This window comes from Phaeobacter sp. 11ANDIMAR09 (assembly GCF_001294455.1).
Taxonomy (GTDB): Bacteria; Pseudomonadota; Alphaproteobacteria; order Rhodobacterales; family Rhodobacteraceae; genus Pseudophaeobacter.
Window position 1 is genome coordinate 178,084 of the sequence record NZ_LIKT01000002.1, and the last position, 16,665, is coordinate 194,748.

Consider the following 16,665-nt stretch of genomic DNA (forward strand, 5'->3'; position numbering starts at 1 on the left):
GTTTCGATTGCGTTTTGGTTTCAGGAATCGCTATGATTTGTCTAGTTGTATAGAACATGTAGACAAGCTGGCCAAGAGGCTCTTACAGATGAAAACAGAAATTTCCGCTCCTGCACGCAAGGCCTGGATGAGCCTTTTGGCGCAGGCAGACGAGGCAGAGCTCAGCCGGTTGTGGCACGCTTTTAATCATAGTCCCGACTTCGATTGGTTGCGCCCGCCAGAGGCAGGTGGTGTCATGGTGCGCGGCCGCATGGGCGGCAGTGGCGCGCCCTTTAATCTGGGCGAAATGACCGTGACGCGCTGTGCGCTGACACTGGCGGATGGCACCGTGGGTCATGCCTATGTGCAGGGGCGCTCAAAACCCAAGGCCGAGATTGCCGCCAAGGTGGATGCTTTGATGCAGACCGAGGCCGCGCAGAACCTGCGCCAGGCGGTGCTGGAGCCGCTGCAGCAAGTACAGCAGGCCCGCAAGGAAGCACGCGCCGCCAGGGCGGCTGCGACCAAGGTTGAATTCTTCACAATGGTTCGGGGAGAGGATTGATGTCCCTAGATATGGAAACCAACAGCTATGGTGGTGGCTTTGCCACGCCACCTGTGGATGCCGCCAATGCCTTTCGTGCGGCGATGAACGCGATGGCCCGTCCCGGCAGTGTTCATGACATCACCGGGGCTGAGCCACCTGCTGGCATTTCCGCCGCAGCCGGCTGCCTGTTGCTGACGCTCTGTGACCCTGAAACCGGTGTCTATCTGGCGCCGGATGTGGACAGCCCTGCGCTGCGCTCCTGGTTGGCCTTTCACACTGGCGCGCCTTTTGTTGCAGCCGACAAGGCCGATTTTGCCCTGGGCAGCTGGCAGGCGCTGATGCCGCTTGGCCAGTACAGGACTGGCACATCGGAGTACCCAGATCGCTCAACCACTTTGATTGTCGAGCTGACAGAATTTGCCGCTGCCAATGCAAGCCTTACGGGGCCGGGCATCAAAGACAGGACTTCCTTTGCACTGCCGGATCTGGGCGCCTGTCAGGGCAATGCAGCGCAGTTCCCGCTGGGGGTGGATTTCTTCTTTACCTCTGGGGGGCAGTTGGCGGCCCTGCCACGTTCAACCACCATTCTGGCAAAGGACTGATCGCATGTATGTAGCCGTAAAGGGTGGCGAACGCGCCATCGACAATGCCCATGCCTGGCTCGCCGAAGAACGGCGCGGTGATACTGGCGTGGCGGAACTCAGCCTGGCGCAGATCCGCGAACAGATGAGCCTGGCCGTAAACCGCGTTATGGCCGAGGGCTCGCTCTATGATCCTGACCTGGCCGCGCTGGCGATCAAGCAGTCGCGGGGCGATCTGATCGAGGCGATCTTTCTGATCCGCGCCTATCGCACCACCCTGCCACGCTTTGGCTATAGTGAAGCCGTCAATACCGGCGATATGGCCTGTGACCGGCGGATCTCTGCCACCTTCAAGGATGCCCCCGGCGGGCAGGTGCTTGGACCGACCTTTGACTACACCCATCGTCTACTGGATTTCAAACTGGCGGCAGATGGCGAGGCGCCAGAGGCTCCGGTTGCCGATCCCCGCCTGGAGGTAACGCCGCATATCACCGAATTTCTGCAGGGGGAGGACATCATCGAGCGCGAGCCCAGCTCAGAAGCGGTGCCCGGCGATCTGACCCGTGAGCCGATGAGCTTTCCGGCCGGACGTGCGGTGCGGTTGCAATCGCTGGCGCGCGGCGATGAGGGCTTTATCCTCGGCATGGCCTATTCCACTCAGCGTGGTTATGCGCGCAACCATGCCTTTGTCGGCGAGCTGCGTATCGGCAAGGTGCCGGTGGAGATGGAAATCCCTGAGCTGGGCTTTGCCATCGAGATTGGCGAGGTGGAGCTCACCGAATGTGAAACGGTGAACCAGTTCAAGGGCTCAAAAACCGTGCCACCGCAGTTCACCCGTGGTTATGGCCTGGTCTTTGGCCAGTCAGAGCGCAAGTCCATCGCTATGGCATTGGTCGACCGCGCCCTGCGTTGGGAGGAACTGGGAGAGGATAACCTTGGCGCTGCCGCTCAGGATGAGGAATTCGTGCTCAGCCATTCCGACAATATTCAGGCGACGGGGTTCCTAGAGCATATCAAACTGCCCCATTACGTGGATTTCCAGTCAGAGCTGGAACTGGTGCGCAAACTGCGCCGCGAAGCACAGGAGTTGGCTGAGGAAATGGCCGCACGGGAGGCTGCAGAATGAGCTTAGTCTCCTCCTCCGTCACCATCGACGGAAGCATCATCAATGCCATGGGTAAAGGTGGATCTGCTCCGCAGTTTCTTATGGGGTTTCGGGCGGTAGAACATGGCCCCCAGGATCACACCAATAACCACCACAACAATGGCGATTCCCAAAACGGTGCCAAGCAATTCGTCGGAATTCATCTCTCAAATCTCCTTTGGGAAAAATCAGCTGGGGAAAGGGCATATTATGTCTGACTATAACTTTGCCTATTTGGACGAACAAACCAAGCGGATGATCCGCCGCGCGATCCTGAAAGGTCTGGCGGTGCCGGGCTATCAGGTGCCCTTTGCCAGCCGCGAGATGCCGATGCCCTATGGCTGGGGTACCGGCGGCGTGCAGGTCTCGGCGGCGACGCTAACGCCGGATGATACGCTGAAGGTGATTGACCAGGGCGCGGATGACACCACCAATGCGGTGTCCATTCGTAAGTTCTTTGAACGCACTGCAGGGGTTGCCACCACCGAGGAAACCACAAAGGCCAGCGTCATTCAGACCCGTCACCGGATTCCCGAGGCAGAGCTGACGGAGGATCAGATCCTGGTCTATCAGGTGCCAATCCCGGAGCCCCTGCGCTTTCTCGAGCCACGCGAGACCGAAACCCGCAAGATGCACAGCCTTGAGGAATATGGCCTCATGCATGTGAAGCTCTATGAGGACATCAGCCAACACGGCGATATCGCCACCTCCTATGCCTATCCGGTCAAGGTGGAGGATCGCTATGTGATGGATCCCTCGCCGATCCCGAAATTCGATAACCCAAAGCTGGAGATGGCAGCGATTCAGCTGTTTGGCGCTGGGCGTGAACAGCGCATCTATGCAGTGCCGCCTTACACTAAAGTCGTCAGCCTCGATTTTGAAGACTACCCGTTTGAGGCCACCAAGGCCGATCATCCCTGCGATCTCTGCGGCTCTGAGCACAGCTATCTGGATGAGGTGATCCTGGATGATGCAGGCAACCGGATGTTTGTCTGCTCTGACACTGATTATTGCCGCACGCGGCGGGCCGAGGGCCATGTGGGTCGACTAGGCGACAGCGAAGGGGAGGCCGCGTGATGGGGGCTCAAGTGAAAGAACAGGATATGGCACCGCTGTTGCAGGTGAATGCTCTGACGAAAATGTACGGCCCCCGCATTGGCTGCAAGGATGTGAGTTTTGATCTCTACCCTGGTGAGGTCATGGGCATCGTTGGCGAAAGCGGATCCGGTAAATCGACGCTGCTGAATGCCATGGCCGGACACCATGCGCCGGATCGCGGCGAGGTGGTCTTTGACACCCGCGCCGATGGGCCGGTGGACACGTTGAAAATGTCAGAGCCAGAACGGCGGATGCTGGGGCGCACGGATTGGGCCTTTGTGCATCAGCATGCGCGCGATGGGCTGCGTATGTCCGTGTCCGCAGGGGGCAATATCGGCGAGCGGCTGATGGCCGTGGGCGGGCGCCATTATGGCGAGATCCGCGAACAGGCGGCCGATTGGCTGGGCCGGGTGGAGATCTCTGACACCCGCATTGATGACCGCCCCTCGGCCTTTTCCGGCGGCATGCAGCAGCGTCTGCAGATCGCCCGCAATCTGGTTACCGGCCCGCGTCTGGTCTTTATGGATGAACCTACCGGCGGGCTGGATGTCTCGGTGCAGGCGCGTCTGCTGGATCTGCTGCGCAGTCTGGTGCGTGAAATGGGTCTCAGTGCCATCATTGTGACCCATGACCTGGCCGTTGTGCGCCTGTTGGCGGACCGGTTGATGGTGATGAAGGACGGCCATGTGGTCGAAAGCGGCCTCACCGATCAGGTGCTGGATGATCCGCAACATGCCTATACCCAGCTCTTGGTTTCCTCGGTGCTGCAGGTCTGAAGGACAAAGAAGATGATTGAACTTGAAAACGTGAGCAAGAGTTTCACCCTGCACAACCAAGGCAGTGCGGTGATCCCGGTGATGGAGCGGGTTAATCTGCGGGTCAATGCCGGGGAATGCGTCGGCTTGGTTGGTGCTTCGGGCGCGGGGAAATCCACCTTGATGCGGCTGATCTATGGCAACTACCTGGCCGCCTCTGGTCGGGTCATGGTGGGCGATCTGGATGTGGCCCAGGCTGAGCCGCGCCAGATTATTGCGCTGCGCCGCGAGACCCTTGGCTATGTCAGCCAATTCCTGCGGGTAGTGCCCCGGGTGCCTGCGCTGGATGTGGTTGCCGAGCCGCTTCTGGCGGTTGGAACACCACAGGACCAGGCGCGGGACAAGGCCGCCAGCCTTCTGGCCGAGCTGAATATCCCAGAGCGGCTCTGGAGCCTGAGCCCGACGACCTTTTCTGGCGGCGAGCAGCAGCGGGTGAATATCGCCCGTGGCTTTGCATATGATTATCCGGCGCTTTTGCTGGATGAGCCAACCGCCAGTCTGGATGCGCAGAACCGCGCCACGGTGCTGCGCCTCATCGAGGGCGCCAAGGCGCGCGGGGCTGCCATTATCGGCATTTTCCACGACGAGGCAGCGCGCGATCAGGTCTGCGACAGTTTTGTGGATGTCTCGGCCTTTTCGCCTCAGGTGGCAGCATGAGCGCCAGCGCAAACATAAAGTCAGACAAAGGGCCAGTCATTGCCGTGGTCGGCCCCTCGGGCGTCGGCAAGGACAGTCTGATGGAGGCCCTGGCAGCGATGGATCCCAAGCTTTGTCTGATGCGCCGGGTGGTGACCCGCCCGCCCGAGGCCGGCGGAGAGGACTATGATGCCGTCAGCGAGGAGGATTTTGCCCAAAGAGCGGCGGCCGGACAGTTTGCGCTGCACTGGCCGGCCCATGGGCTGCAGTACGGTATCCCCCGCAGCATCGAGGATCTACGGGCCGCAGGGCAGGGGGTTCTGGTTAATCTCTCCCGTGCGGTTTTGTTGCAGGCACAGGAGATCTTTGGGGATTTCATCGTACTGTCGGTCACTGCCAGCCCGCAGGTTCTGGCAGAGCGGTTGACCGGGCGCGGGCGCGAGGACGCTGCTGAGGTGCAGCGTCGCCTTGCCCGCGCCTCAAAGCCCCTGCCTGCGGGGCTCCGTCGCCTGTACCAGATCGATAACTCGCGAGACCTGGCGGATGCGGTCACAGCGGCCAGAGCAGCAATTTATGCGCTGGCTGATCCGGTGAGGGCATAGCGGTGGATCATGTGGAAACGCCCGTCGCTGTCCTCGCCGACCAGAGCCAGATCACGGATCTCGAAGGGATGCGGCAACCGCGGAACCAGATGCGTTTCCAGTGCGGCTTCCACGGCGGGCAGATCCTGTTTTGGCAACTTGCCGCTCAAGGTGATGTGAAACCGGAAATCCGCCATCACATAGGGGTATCCCCAAAGTGTCAGGTTGGCCTCTTGCCCCTCGGTCAGACGCGCGGCCCGGCGCCTCTCGAGCTCGGCCTGGCTGGCAGGAGCGCGAAAGGGGTCGAGATCCCGCACGCAGGTACTGGCCAGGGCGTTGAGCGCACTCTCGTCTCCGGTGACACGCAGCGCCAGAAACCGGCCCAGCCGGGCCAGATGCAGGCCCTCCAGGCTCACGGGAGCCTGGCGCTTTGCCAAAGCGGCACAGGCCTCCTGCAGGGCCTCCAGATCTGTGCCCGGCGCCAGACGCATCGGCGGCTTTATCGTCGCATGCAGCCCGTATTTGCGCGGCACCTGGGTGATCGCTGCCATGTCCAGATCCGGCATTTCCGGCTGGGTGACGGGGCGACCACGCTCCATATCCCAGCCCAGCCATTGGGTCGCAAACTGGCTCCACTCGGCATCTGCCGGGGGGGCAAAATAAATCGCGTATCGCGTGAATGTCACATTGGCCTCCTATACGTGGCCGTTCCTATAGCTCGAAAGTTGTGAAGCTCAGATGACAGATGAATTGATCCTTGCCAATGCCACCCTGGTTCTGCCCGGCGAAACCCTGCGTGGCAGCGTGAAACTTGTTGATGGCGAGATTGCCGAAATTGCCAGCGGATCTTCGGTGCCCACCGGGGCGCTGGATCTGGAGGGGGACTATCTGAGCCCAGGTCTGGTCGAGTTGCACACCGATAATCTCGAACGTCATATTCAGCCACGCCCCTCGGTGGACTGGCCCCATGCGGCGGCCATCATGGCGCATGACGCCGAACTGGCTGGCACCGGCATTACAACCGTTTTTGATGCCATGCGGGTTGGCTCTGTCAGCCGTAAGGAAAGCCGCTATGGCTCTTATGCGCGCGGGCTGGCAAGCGAACTGTTGGAGCTGCGGGCCTCGGATGCGCTGAAGATTTCGCACTTCCTGCATCTGCGGGCTGAAGTCTGCTCGGATACGCTGGTTGAGGAGCTGAACGCCTTTGGGGAAGAGGACCGCGTAGGGCTCGTGTCTTTGATGGACCACACGCCAGGACAGCGCCAGTTCCGCGACATTTCCAAGCTGGAAGCCTATGTCAAAGGCAAGCATGGCTTTAATGACGCGGAGTTTCAGGACCATGTTGCACATTTGAAATCCCTGCGCGAAGCCCATGGCGATCTGCATGAGGTCGAGGCGGTCAAAGCGGCAAAACGCTTTGGTGCTGTCTTGGCGAGCCATGATGATACCACGGCCGAACAAGTCGCGACCTCTGCCAATCATGGGATTCACCTGGCGGAATTCCCCACCACAGTCGAGGCGGCACGCGCCTGCCATGCCCATAATATCAAGGTGATGATGGGGGCGCCGAACCTGATCCGGGGGGGGTCGCATTCTGGCAATGTTGCAGCACAAGAGCTCGCAGAGCTGGAACTGTTGGACATTGTCTCCTCCGACTACGTGCCGGCAGCGCTGCTGATGTCTGCGGTCAAACTGGGCGAGATCTGGGGGGATTTGGCCCGCGGCTTGTCCACGGTTACTCTGGCGCCGGCAGATGCTGTTGAACTGTCAGATCGCGGCCGCCTGCAGGTCGGGAAACGCGCTGATCTGATCCGCTTCAAACTGATCGAGGGTACGCCTGCGCTGCGCAGCACCTGGGCGCGCGGGCAGCGTGTGGCCTGATCCTGGATTGATCCCAGCCTGATTTCTACTGCTTGAAAGCGGGGCCGCCTTCAGTTGTTTCTGAAACGAAAGCCCTCTGGATCCTGGTAGCCCCCTGGACCCTGGTCCGGGGGGCTTTCTCGACTTTGAAACCAAAAGGATCAGGCTCGATAGAAAAGATAGCGACCCTCTGGGATGCCTTCCGGACCTTTGAGTTCTTCAAACCCTACCAGAGGCTGCCCCGAAACAACGATTCCGCCTTTGGCCATAACGGATGCGATCACCGGCGACATGGCTGCGGCCTCGGCCACATCCTGTTCTTTGACGCCAAAGCCAAAATCATAGTGGGCCAGCACAATTTTGTGCCCCTCCGCTGCCAGGCGATTCAGCATAGGTTCCGCCTCCCCCTGCAGGAAATCCTCCTCGGGTGGGACGCAGGAGGGGTGACATTGCAACACCCGGTCAATGACCCAAACGCGGCGCTCTGGCAGGATCTCACGCAGGTGATCATAGGTGCGGCCATTGCCCAGCCCCATGTCCAGCACATCGCCGGACACCCCGGCGATTTCGGCTGCGGCCCAGTTCAACCCATCGCGTTGGGCGGTAAAGCGGCGCAGCATCGAATCCAATCGGCTCATGTCAAATCGTCCTTTGTGTCAAAGTTCCAAACCCGCCCCGGCCCCTGCATCAGCCGGCTGATCAGGGCTTCGGTAAAGCCCCAGATGGCGTCATCATGCACCAGGTGATGGGTGAGAATACCATAGGGCTCGGTATTGTCTGCGGTGCCCTTGCGGCGGTCGCGCAGCTGACCGCAGACCTGCGCAATCAAGTGCTCTGGTGCCACCAGCGAGCGGCTGCCTTTCCAGTCGATGGGGTCGAGATGTGTGTTGATCTGTGCCAGACCCGGCGCGGCAAAGGCGGCCTGGCGTGGTGTAAAGGTGGACAGGGCGGCAAAGCCGAGATCGGCAAGCGCGGGCACCAGGTCTGACGCAATGCGGTTCCAGGGGGGAACAAACATCGCCCCCAGTCGCGTTCCGAAGACTTGCTGAAGGCGGCTAAGCCCTCGCTGCATGTCCTCCAAGGAGACCTGCCTGGGGCGCTGAGCGGGGAACTCGCATTTTTTCTCGCCCTTGGAGGCGTGATTGAGGTGTGCCCAGCCGTGCACCACTGGGATCAGCTCAGCATGTTGTGCCACATAGCTCGCCAGCTCCGTCTGAACTGCGGCAGGGATCACGGCCAAATGCACCGGCACTCCCAAGTCGCGTGCCAGCGAGCAAAGACGTTCCAGCTGCGGCGTGGGTTCAACGGCATCGTCATCGCGCCACCACAGCGGCAGGCGCAGATCTGCTGACTGCCATTTTGCCAGTTCCGCCTCAAGCGGTGCCCAATCGGGGGCCATGCCTGTGCTCATCTCTATGCTCCTGCCAGATCATGGGCAATTTCAACCGCCCGCCGCGCGCCGTCAAACTGAAAGCGGTCGGCGCTGCGGCGCGGAGCGGCGAGCACTTTTTCGACTGCGTCAATCATCCCTTCCGGGGTGAGCTCAGCGGTGCGGAGGGTTTCAAAGCCTGCCAGCGGCGCCAGGCTTTTGGCGCGCAGGCCTTGCTCGACCTCTTTGCCGGCATCAAAGGGGATCAGCACCGCCGGGGTTTCCGCCTGCAGCAGGTCCAGCGCGGTGTTATAGCCGCACATGCTGACCGAGGCGGCAACATGGGTGAGCATCTGGCGAAAATCGGGACGTGTGGCTTCGAGCCGGGCAGGAGAGTCGACTTGGGACAGCTGCGCAATTCGAGCCCTGGCATCGCTGCCGCCCACCAACAGGCGCCAGTTGCGACCAGGCATCTGCCGGGCGGCGGCCAGCGCACAGAGGTAGATTTCATCCCCGACACTGCCGCCCCCGGCGCTGACAAGGATCTCACCGTGCCCTTCGGAAAGGGGGTGTGGTCCGGCCGCCGCGGGGGCAACAAAGCCGGTGTAATGCAGCTTTGCCGCGAGCATCTCAGAGACGGGCCAACTGAGCTCAAGCCGGGTGGCCTGTGGGTCGGAATGAACCAGCACGCCGTCATAGAATTCCGCGATCACCCGATCCGCTTTTTCCACCTTTTCCGGCTTGGAGGGCGGCGCCAGAATGTCGCGGATAGAGGCCAATATCTTGGGCGGTTTGGGCTGCGCCTTGGCCGCGCGCAAAAGGGCGAGAAACTCATGGCGCAGCATGCGGCGGCCAAAGGGGTAGAGCTCGGTGATCAGCACATCGGGGACCAGCTGCTCTAGGGCCTGGCACAGCATGGCCTGGCGTTGCTGGAGATAGCTGTCAGTGGTCAATGCGCCCTTTTCATCCAAAAGCTGGGTGAAATTCACCCCATCCGAGCGCAGCGGCGGCAGCTGCAGCAGGTCAAGTCCGGTGGTGTCGAGCTGTGGGGCCGGGAAGCCGCCGGACAGAATCTGCACCTGGTCACCAGCCTGTTGAAAAGCGCGCCCTAGGGTCAGTGCCCGCGACAGATGCCCGGTGCCCAGCAGATGCGTGACGACAATCATGACCTTCATGGCATGTCTCTTTTCAACAGGCGCAGGGGCTCGGTCCAGGGAGTAAGGCTATCGCCGTCGATTTCGACGACAAACAGACGGTTGCGTTTGATGCGGAACGGCGCGGGTCCGTCAAAATTCCAGTGATAGGCCCGAGCCAGGATCATTCGCATGATGCCGATATGGCAGACCGCAATGGTGTCATGCTCCAGACTGGCGATCCAGGGTTTGATCCGCGCCCAGACCTCTGCCGGGGTTTCACCCCCAGGCGGGCGGTAGTCCCAGCCCCACTGTTCGATATCGCGAAAGCCGCTGTTGGGGGTGCCTTTCAGCTCCAGGCCCTTTTTGCCCTCCCAATCGCCCCAGAACATCTCTGTGAGGTTTGGCGCGGTTTTAGGAGGCTGGCCTGCAACCAGTTCAGCGGTCTCTACAGCGCGTGACAGCGGGCTGGACCAGAGCGCGGCCTGATCCCAGGGCCTGGGCAGGGCAAACTGTGCCAGCTCTGCACGGGCGGCGTCATCGAGTGGGATATCGCTGCGGCCCTGGATCTGACCGGCGCGGTTCCAGGCGGTATGGCCGTGGCGCAAAAGAGCAAGGCGGATCATCGGCTGTCCTCGAGCAAGGGGGTGACAGCGGACCAAAAACGCGCGCTGGCGGCTGGGGCGAGGTGACGACTGGCAACCCGGTCACGGGCTTCGGTGCCTAGTTTTTGTCGCAGATCAGGGGCTGAAAGCAGCCGGTTCAGCCGCTCTGAGAGAGCCTCTGCGCCCTGGGTCACTGCGGGGTATTGCCCTGGTGCCAGAACATCTCGCATGCCGGGGCGGTCCTGGGCCACCACGGGCAGCCCGTGGCTTTGGGCTTCCAGATAGACCATGCCAAAAGCTTCGTTGACGCCGGGCCAGAAGAACAGACTAGCGCTTTCATAGGCTTTGGTTAGTTCCGCGCGCGACAATTGCCCCAGAAAGGTGACGTGCTGGCCATAGGGGATCATCAAGGCCTCGACCTCCGCTCGGGCCGGGCCGTCCCCGGCGATCTGCAAGTGCCAGTCGCCTTGCAGCCCTTGCAGGCTATCGGCGATGATCTGATAGGAGGCCAGTTTATCCCCTTGGCGCATCATACCGACGCTTAACATGGGGCCATCCAGAGTGCTGGCCCGCGGCATGGTGTCCAGCGGCAGAAAGGGAGGCAGGCTGACCAGGGTTTGGTCTGTGTGCTTGTCGCGTTCCAGCGTGATGAGATCATTGGCCGTAAGATAGAAAATCACCGAGGCCGTATCAGCTGCGTCATGGGCGGATTGAGCAAAGCCAGCCCAGGGGCCAATCAGACGACGCGAAGCCCGAGTGCTTTCGATCTGCACATAAGGGATACCACGGGCGCGTGCCACCTGGGGGCCGATCAGATCCGGTGCTTTGTAGTAATTGTGATAGGTCACCCAGAGATCCACGGGCGGCATGTCTGCGGTCAGTCGACGCACTTCCTGGTCGGCCTTGTCCCGCAGCCGTGACTGGAGCGCGGCATCGCCTGTCTTGTCGAATATCTTCAGCTCGGTCACCAGATCGACCTCGGCGCCACCTGTTGCAAGCAGCGCGATCAGGTTGCGGGCCATTTCCCGATCGCCCGAGGGCACCGGATGGCGCGGCGATTTCATCGGCGCATAAAAGGCGATCCTTTTGGGGGCCTTGCTGCTCATGAGCCCTGCAGCATGGCATCCAGTCGGATCACCAGCTGCGCAATGCCGGGATCCATGCCGAAATCGCGCCGCAGACGCTCCAGAGCGGCCTCGGCCATCTCCTGCGCCATGTTGGGGTTGCGCGCCAGGGACAGGATCGCATTCGCCAGCGCCTGCGGGTCATCTTTACTGAGCAACCCATGGGTGCCACTGTCGATGAACTCAGGGATGGCAGAGACCGGCGTCGACAGGATCGGCAGCAATTGCGAAGCCGCCTCCATCAGCACATTGGGCAGGCCGTCACGATCGCCATCCTTTGCGATCCGGCTGGGCAGGACAAAGAGATCAGAGGCGCGCATGGCTTCAATGACCTCAGGCTGATCACAGGCACCGCGCCAAGTGATGCGTTGGGCGACGCCTGCGTCCTCAGCCATGTCCTGCAGTAGATCATTTAATCCGCCGCCGCCAATATGGGTCCAGTGCCAGTCAAGATCCTGCGGCAACAGGGCCAAGGCGGCGATCAGCCGGTCAAAACCTTTTTTCTCAACCAAGCGGCCAACGGACATCAGTTTGAGAGGATCCTTTGCCTGCCGCCAGCTTCGAGAGGGTGGTTCGGGGAAACGGGCCAGATCCAAGCCGTGATAGATCAGGTCAACCGGGGTGCCTTTGGCAAGATCCTGCAGGTGTTTGGCACCAAAACCTGTGCAGGTTGCGCCAAAATTTGCGCCAAAATGCGCCGCCGAGAGTTTTTCGCGCAGCTCCCATTCTGGGGACGTCCAGATGTCCTTGGCATGAGCGGAAAAGCTCCAGGGCAGCCCGCGCATGATTGCCGCATAGCGGGCCACGGACGAGGGTGTGTGCAGGAAATGCGCATAAAACCCCAGCACTTCGGCGGGGGCTTCGGCGGCCAGCACGCAGGCCTGGCCAAAGCGGCGAATGCGGTTGCGGCTGGGATCACGCGCCAGATCGGCGCGCCAGATACGATAGGCCTCAGCGTAGCCAGGCAGGGCCTGCGCCGCAGCGCGCGCTGCCCAGACACGGTCAGGTTCCTGATACAGATATTCCGGCAGGTAGCGCACCTTGGCCTGCAACCTGTCATGCAGCGGATGGCGTTTCACATCGGTGGGATGGCGCAGCGACCAGATCTCGAAACTCTGACCGGCCTCTTCTAGGGCGACCAGCTCCTGCGCGATAAAGGTCTCGGAGAGCCGGGGCCAGCCTTTGACCAATACCGCAAGGTTAGGATGGTCTTGGCTCATTCGGCGGCCTTTCTTGGCAGGTCCTGCAACAGGGAGGCAACGCGGCGCGTGACGCAGTCGAGCCCGTCGAGCAGGCCTTCGGAGAAGGCCGCTGAGGGGGGCTTTTGTTCGGCCAGAGCGCGGATCGCTTTGGTCATGGCCTGGGGGGTCCAACCATCGCGTTGCTCGTCCAGCATGGAAACCAGACCCAGCTCTTCGGCGCGGCTGGCGCGGATCCATTGTTCCAGGCGCGGCGTGGTGCGGGGCACGATGACGGCGGGTTTGTCAAAGGAGAGCACCTCGCAGAAGGTATTGTAGCCGCCCATGCAGACAACGCCCTGTGCCCCTGAAAACAGGGTCTCGATACGGGATTCAAAGCCGACGGCGGTGACACGCCCATTCAACGCCGCGACGCGGGTTTCAAAAGCTTCACGGGTTTCGCCCGATAGGAAAGGGCCATAGACCAGAACGGCGCGGGGCGACAGGTTTGGATCCTGCTCATAGGCCGAGAGCACCAGATCCACCATCATGGCGCCATCGCCGCCTCCGCCGGGGGTGATCAGCACATAGGGCTGCTCGGGCGGATCATCCCAGGCGCCAAGATCGCGCCGCAGATAGCCAGTCCAATACATGCGGTTCTGGGTGGCCTTGCTGAGGTTGAGCCCCTGGGTCGGATCATAGATTGATGCCAGCCCATAGACCCAGATCTCGTCATAGTAATTCTCGGTGGCCTGGATCGCTTCTTTGCGGTTCCATTCCGCCGCAAGCACCTCGGGCTCGTCCAGCACATCGCGTAGCCCCAGAACCAGTTTGGTGCGCCCTTCTTCTGTCAGCAGTTTCAGCGTTGGTAGCAGCTCCCCGCGAAACCCGGTTGGCTCTTTGTCGACGATCAGTACATCGGGGTCATATTGCTCGGCCATTGAGCGGATCAGGCCACTGCGCAATTCGGTGGTTTCCTCAATGCTCATGCCCATGGTGCGCGAGGCATAGCTGCCGTCGGAACGCTTGATCACGCCGGGCAGGCGCATATGGTCAACCCGGGTGGGAAAGGCAAAACGCCCCGCCACAGGCGAGCCGGTCAGAATCAAGGCTGAAGCCGAAGGGTCCGCGGCGGTGATCGCACCTGCCAGAGCACGAGAGCGACGCAGGTGACCCAGCCCGAATGTGTCATGACTGTACAGCATTACCCTGGGGCCGCGTTGATTTTGGTTCCGCTCGCGAGAGAGATCTGTGGTCGATGTCATGGGCTAGCCTGCAGCTGTACTACAGATTGGGTGGTGCAATAGGAAAGTGCTGAAATCAAGAGGGTTAACCTTTCAAACACCCGAATTTGAGGGAAATGGCAGGTCTGAGGCGGATCTGCCCCTATGGATGGCGCTTTCTCGCCGCTCTGGCCTGACTTGAAACTCGAGCACACTGAAGCCGCCTTTTGGCAAGGATGGGCACAGCATTGATGACAAAACGGGCGCCTGATGTGGCGTTCGGGGGCCCCAGTTTCTGGCAACAAACCCCCGCTGGGTTTCACCTTATCTGTTTAATTATCTGTTTAATTGCGAATACGGGGGCTTATCGTTACCGTGAAGCAATCTTTGTTCGGAGCCTTTCAGTTATGATTCATCGTTTTCTTCAGACACTCTGTTTGGGTCTTGTATTGCTTTTCACCAGCATGGTGATCCCAGAGACCGGGAGTGCCCAGGAGACTGAGGAAGCTGCGAGTGACCCGGTAGCCCGCGCAGTGGAATTGGCAGCCGAAAGCGGGTTGGGGGTGATCATTGTCGATGGCAGCGGCTCTGTCACGGGGGCAGCCGCCACGCCGCCGCGCGCTGACTCATCGCCGATGGATGGGCATTCCTCGCTGATGAAGGCGCAGTCGGAGTTCCAGTCCTTTCGCCAGGAGTTGAGAAGCCGTCTGGAAGCATTGCCTTATTCGATTTTCGAAATGAATTATGTCCTGCGGCAAACCAGCCCGGACGGGCGGATCATGACCTATGTCGAAGTCCTGGGTTGGAGTCTGTTGTTCCTATTGATCGGGCGTTGGCTCTCGGTTGAGATCTATGGCAAACGGATCGCCAAACGCTATGTGGTGGCCCGGATCAAGGCGGACCCGGAAGGTTACTATGAGAAGATGCCTTTCCTGGTTTACCGCTTCTTTATGGGGGTCTTGGGAACCATCTTTGCGATGGTCTTTGCGCTGCTGATTTCCTATCTAATTTTTGGTGCATCAAACGATAGCTCCATCGAGTTTACCGTGACTGCGATCTACACGGCCTTCTTTGTGGCAAGCGTGGTCTCAGACCTGTGGCGGATGGTTTTGTCTCCCTATCTCAGCCAGTATCGTATGCCGGTATTTTCGGACCGTGACGCCAAGCGGCTTTACTACTCGGCCTCTTTGTTGGCGACCTATGATATCTTCTCTCTGATCTTCGCCACCTGGGTGGGTGATTTTGGGCTGAACTACAATGTCTATGCGCTGGTCTATGGGCTGCTGGCCTTGGTTGGGGCGTTGGGTAGCCTGGTTTTGCTGGCGCTCAATGCGCGGGCCATCACCCATGCCATTCGGGCGGGACGCCCCAAGGAAGACTGCTCCTGGCTGCTCAAAGTCCTCTCCATGGTCTGGGCGCCGACGGTGGCGGTCTATATCGTCTTTGGCTGGCTGGAGCTGGCCTTTGATCTGGTTTTAGAACGCGACATGTCGGTGCCGCTGATGGCGGGAACCTATATGGTGCTGACCTCGATCCTGGTGGTCTACGGAGTTATTAACTACGGCATTGAGGCCTTTAGCTATCGTCGCCGCCGACCAGAAATCCTGGATCCGGTTCCGAGCGTAGGCGCGGGGGAGCCCGGCGAGGATGGGGCCATGGCAGAGATCTCGGAGGATGAGATCAAGACCATGTCCCAGAACCAGGGATACAGGATCGCCACTTTTGAGGATCTGGCGCGTCGGGTTGCCGGGATTCTCGCCTTTCTGGTTGGCGCCTACGCTCTGGTCATTGTCTGGACGCCCGAGGCCAACTGGATGGAGACCACAGCTGCCGAGCGCGGCATTGATGTGGTTGTCATCCTGTTCCTGGGCTACATCGTCTATCACACTTCGCGAATTTGGATCGACAGCAAGATAGACGAGGAAGTCGGGGATCTGCCGGAGGCCGAACTGGGGGATGAAGGGGGCCATGGCGGGGCGAGCCGACTTGCCACCCTGTTGCCACTGTTTCGCGGTGTCATTCTGGCCGTGGTGTTGGTGTCGATTGTGCTCATTGTGCTGCTGGAACTGGGGGTGAATGTCAGCCCGCTGTTTGCCGGTGCTGGTGTTGTTGGCCTGGCGGTAGGATTTGGATCGCAAACCCTGGTGCGCGATATCTTTTCTGGTGCGTTTTTTCTGTTGGATGATGCCTTTCGCAAAGGGGAATACATCGACATTGGCGACGTCAAAGGCACAGTTGAAAAGATCTCGGTGCGTTCCTTTCAGCTGCGCCATCATCTGGGCGCGCTGCACACCATTCCCTTTGGTGAAATCAAGGTGCTGACCAATTATTCGCGTGATTGGGTGATGATGAAACTGCCACTGCGGGTGACCTATGATACCGATGTCGAAAAGGTCCGCAAGCTGATCAAGAAACTGGGCCAGAGCCTGCTGAGCGATCCAGTGATAGGCGAGAGCTTTATGCAGCCTTTGAAGTCGCAGGGTGTGATCGAGATGCAGGATTCTGCGATGATCATCCGGGTCAAATTCATGACCAAGCCTGGCGATCAATGGCTGGTGCGCAAGAAGGTCTACCATGAAATCCGCGAACTCTTTGCCCGCGAAGGGATCAAGTTCGCCCATCGCGAAGTTACTGTGCGTCTTGCTGAAGATCAGGCGGATGATTTGCCGCCTAAACAGAGAGAAGCTCTTACGGGTGCGGTGCAGGCTGCGATCGACGAGGATATGCTGGACGTCAATGAGGGGGGCGGTGACGACCGGTAACTCAAAGGGGCTTTATGCTGTCGTGTAGCTGGT

The 16,665-nt window shown here is 60.3% G+C and carries 18 protein-coding genes; 9 read left to right on the forward strand and 9 right to left on the reverse strand.

The features are described 5' to 3' along the window. The first annotated feature begins 88 nt into the window (after positions 1 to 88). Genes phnG through AN476_RS02360 form a run of 3 tightly spaced genes read left to right on the forward strand, consistent with a single transcriptional unit; the run spans position 89 to position 2,230 of the window. Positions 89 to 541: a phosphonate C-P lyase system protein PhnG gene (gene phnG / locus AN476_RS02350; protein ID WP_054459205.1), complete on the forward strand. Its 453-nt coding sequence runs from the start codon at positions 89 to 91 to the stop codon at positions 539 to 541. Continuing rightward, positions 541 to 1,125, forward strand: coding sequence for a phosphonate C-P lyase system protein PhnH (gene phnH, locus AN476_RS02355; protein WP_054459207.1), 585 nt, complete (start codon positions 541 to 543; stop codon positions 1,123 to 1,125). Before phnG ends, phnH begins: the two co-directional genes overlap by 1 nt. Before the next feature lie 4 nt (positions 1,126 to 1,129). Then, the gene (locus tag AN476_RS02360) at positions 1,130 to 2,230 is read left to right on the forward strand and encodes a carbon-phosphorus lyase complex subunit PhnI (protein WP_054459209.1); all 1,101 of its coding nucleotides are present in this window, start codon (positions 1,130 to 1,132) and stop codon (positions 2,228 to 2,230) included. 2 nt (positions 2,231 to 2,232) lie between these two features. Here the strand turns inward: AN476_RS02360 and AN476_RS02365 are convergent, their stop codons facing one another. Further along, positions 2,233 to 2,412: a hypothetical protein gene (locus AN476_RS02365; RefSeq protein WP_054459210.1), complete on the reverse strand. Its 180-nt coding sequence runs from the start codon at positions 2,410 to 2,412 to the stop codon at positions 2,233 to 2,235. Positions 2,413 to 2,458: 46 nt separating this feature from the next. Between AN476_RS02365 and AN476_RS02370 the strand changes: the two genes are divergently transcribed. Genes AN476_RS02370 through phnN form a run of 4 tightly spaced genes read left to right on the forward strand, consistent with a single transcriptional unit; the run spans position 2,459 to position 5,399 of the window. Beyond that, a complete protein-coding gene (locus AN476_RS02370; protein WP_054459213.1) occupies positions 2,459 to 3,325 on the forward strand; it encodes an alpha-D-ribose 1-methylphosphonate 5-phosphate C-P-lyase PhnJ in 867 nt (288 codons plus the stop codon). Positions 3,326 to 3,351: 26 nt separating this feature from the next. Continuing rightward, positions 3,352 to 4,122 (forward strand): phosphonate C-P lyase system protein PhnK, encoded by a 771-nt coding sequence (phnK, locus tag AN476_RS02375; protein WP_054459453.1) that lies wholly within the window; start codon positions 3,352 to 3,354, stop codon positions 4,120 to 4,122. A 12-nt stretch (positions 4,123 to 4,134) separates the two neighbouring features. Next, entirely contained in the window at positions 4,135 to 4,818 is a 684-nt protein-coding gene (gene phnL / locus AN476_RS02380) for a phosphonate C-P lyase system protein PhnL (protein ID WP_054459215.1), read from the forward strand. Then, positions 4,815 to 5,399 carry a phosphonate metabolism protein/1,5-bisphosphokinase (PRPP-forming) PhnN gene (gene phnN / locus AN476_RS02385; RefSeq protein ID WP_054459219.1) on the forward strand — a complete coding sequence of 195 codons (585 nt, stop codon included), beginning with the start codon at positions 4,815 to 4,817 and terminating at the stop codon, positions 5,397 to 5,399. The genes phnL and phnN overlap by 4 nt, the downstream gene beginning before the upstream one ends. Here phnN and AN476_RS02390 read toward each other — a convergent pair. Continuing rightward, positions 5,369 to 6,064, reverse strand: a complete 696-nt coding sequence (locus tag AN476_RS02390; RefSeq protein WP_054459222.1) for a DUF1045 domain-containing protein — start codon at positions 6,062 to 6,064, stop codon at positions 5,369 to 5,371. The genes phnN and AN476_RS02390 overlap by 31 nt on opposite strands. Positions 6,065 to 6,116: 52 nt before the next feature. Here AN476_RS02390 and AN476_RS02395 point away from each other — a divergent pair, with 52 nt between their 5' ends. Beyond that, positions 6,117 to 7,259 carry an alpha-D-ribose 1-methylphosphonate 5-triphosphate diphosphatase gene (locus tag AN476_RS02395; protein ID WP_054459224.1) on the forward strand — a complete coding sequence of 381 codons (1,143 nt, stop codon included), beginning with the start codon at positions 6,117 to 6,119 and terminating at the stop codon, positions 7,257 to 7,259. Positions 7,260 to 7,399: 140 nt separating this feature from the next. Here the strand turns inward: AN476_RS02395 and AN476_RS02400 are convergent, their stop codons facing one another. From AN476_RS02400 to AN476_RS02430, 7 genes are read right to left on the reverse strand one after another with little or no spacing between them, the layout of a single operon-like run. Beyond that, positions 7,400 to 7,876, reverse strand: a complete 477-nt coding sequence (locus AN476_RS02400; RefSeq protein ID WP_054459226.1) for a class I SAM-dependent methyltransferase — start codon at positions 7,874 to 7,876, stop codon at positions 7,400 to 7,402. After that, positions 7,873 to 8,637, reverse strand: a complete 765-nt coding sequence (locus tag AN476_RS02405; protein WP_054459455.1) for a polysaccharide deacetylase family protein — start codon at positions 8,635 to 8,637, stop codon at positions 7,873 to 7,875. Before AN476_RS02405 ends, AN476_RS02400 begins: the two co-directional genes overlap by 4 nt. Positions 8,638 to 8,651: 14 nt before the next feature. Beyond that, positions 8,652 to 9,782, reverse strand: a complete 1,131-nt coding sequence (locus AN476_RS02410) for a glycosyltransferase family protein (RefSeq protein ID WP_054459229.1) — start codon at positions 9,780 to 9,782, stop codon at positions 8,652 to 8,654. Then, positions 9,779 to 10,366, reverse strand: coding sequence for a histidine phosphatase family protein (locus AN476_RS02415; RefSeq protein ID WP_054459231.1), 588 nt, complete (start codon positions 10,364 to 10,366; stop codon positions 9,779 to 9,781). The genes AN476_RS02410 and AN476_RS02415 overlap by 4 nt, the downstream gene beginning before the upstream one ends. After that, a complete protein-coding gene (locus AN476_RS02420) occupies positions 10,363 to 11,451 on the reverse strand; it encodes a glycosyltransferase family 4 protein (RefSeq protein WP_054459233.1) in 1,089 nt (362 codons plus the stop codon). The genes AN476_RS02415 and AN476_RS02420 overlap by 4 nt, the downstream gene beginning before the upstream one ends. After that, positions 11,448 to 12,689 carry a glycosyltransferase family 4 protein gene (locus tag AN476_RS02425; protein ID WP_054459235.1) on the reverse strand — a complete coding sequence of 414 codons (1,242 nt, stop codon included), beginning with the start codon at positions 12,687 to 12,689 and terminating at the stop codon, positions 11,448 to 11,450. Before AN476_RS02425 ends, AN476_RS02420 begins: the two co-directional genes overlap by 4 nt. Beyond that, the gene (locus AN476_RS02430) at positions 12,686 to 13,912 is read right to left on the reverse strand and encodes a glycosyltransferase family protein (RefSeq protein ID WP_371257274.1); all 1,227 of its coding nucleotides are present in this window, start codon (positions 13,910 to 13,912) and stop codon (positions 12,686 to 12,688) included. The genes AN476_RS02425 and AN476_RS02430 overlap by 4 nt, the downstream gene beginning before the upstream one ends. A 365-nt stretch (positions 13,913 to 14,277) precedes the next feature. Between AN476_RS02430 and AN476_RS02435 the strand changes: the two genes are divergently transcribed. After that, on the forward strand, positions 14,278 to 16,632 hold the full coding sequence (locus tag AN476_RS02435) for a mechanosensitive ion channel family protein (protein ID WP_054459238.1): 2,355 nt from the start codon (positions 14,278 to 14,280) through the stop codon (positions 16,630 to 16,632). Positions 16,633 to 16,665: the final 33 nt, after the last annotated feature.

Excerpts from the sequence above, each read along its gene's own strand:
- phnG (WP_054459205.1), top strand. The coding sequence starts at position 89 with ATGAAAACAGAAATTTCCGCTCCTGCACGCAAGGCCTGGATGAGCCTT.
- phnH (WP_054459207.1), top strand. The coding sequence starts at position 541 with ATGTCCCTAGATATGGAAACCAACAGCTATGGTGGTGGCTTTGCCACG.
- AN476_RS02360 (WP_054459209.1), top strand. The coding sequence starts at position 1,130 with ATGTATGTAGCCGTAAAGGGTGGCGAACGCGCCATCGACAATGCCCAT.
- AN476_RS02365 (WP_054459210.1), bottom strand. The coding sequence starts at position 2,412 with ATGAATTCCGACGAATTGCTTGGCACCGTTTTGGGAATCGCCATTGTT.
- AN476_RS02370 (WP_054459213.1), top strand. The coding sequence starts at position 2,459 with ATGTCTGACTATAACTTTGCCTATTTGGACGAACAAACCAAGCGGATG.
- phnK (WP_054459453.1), top strand. The coding sequence starts at position 3,352 with ATGGCACCGCTGTTGCAGGTGAATGCTCTGACGAAAATGTACGGCCCC.
- phnL (WP_054459215.1), top strand. The coding sequence starts at position 4,135 with ATGATTGAACTTGAAAACGTGAGCAAGAGTTTCACCCTGCACAACCAA.
- phnN (WP_054459219.1), top strand. The coding sequence starts at position 4,815 with ATGAGCGCCAGCGCAAACATAAAGTCAGACAAAGGGCCAGTCATTGCC.
- AN476_RS02395 (WP_054459224.1), top strand. The coding sequence starts at position 6,117 with ATGACAGATGAATTGATCCTTGCCAATGCCACCCTGGTTCTGCCCGGC.
- AN476_RS02400 (WP_054459226.1), bottom strand. The coding sequence starts at position 7,876 with ATGAGCCGATTGGATTCGATGCTGCGCCGCTTTACCGCCCAACGCGAT.
- AN476_RS02405 (WP_054459455.1), bottom strand. The coding sequence starts at position 8,637 with ATGGCCCCCGATTGGGCACCGCTTGAGGCGGAACTGGCAAAATGGCAG.
- AN476_RS02410 (WP_054459229.1), bottom strand. The coding sequence starts at position 9,782 with ATGAAGGTCATGATTGTCGTCACGCATCTGCTGGGCACCGGGCATCTG.
- AN476_RS02415 (WP_054459231.1), bottom strand. The coding sequence starts at position 10,366 with ATGATCCGCCTTGCTCTTTTGCGCCACGGCCATACCGCCTGGAACCGC.
- AN476_RS02420 (WP_054459233.1), bottom strand. The coding sequence starts at position 11,451 with ATGAGCAGCAAGGCCCCCAAAAGGATCGCCTTTTATGCGCCGATGAAA.
- AN476_RS02425 (WP_054459235.1), bottom strand. The coding sequence starts at position 12,689 with ATGAGCCAAGACCATCCTAACCTTGCGGTATTGGTCAAAGGCTGGCCC.
- AN476_RS02430 (WP_371257274.1), bottom strand. The coding sequence starts at position 13,912 with ATGACATCGACCACAGATCTCTCTCGCGAGCGGAACCAAAATCAACGC.
- AN476_RS02435 (WP_054459238.1), top strand. The coding sequence starts at position 14,278 with ATGATTCATCGTTTTCTTCAGACACTCTGTTTGGGTCTTGTATTGCTT.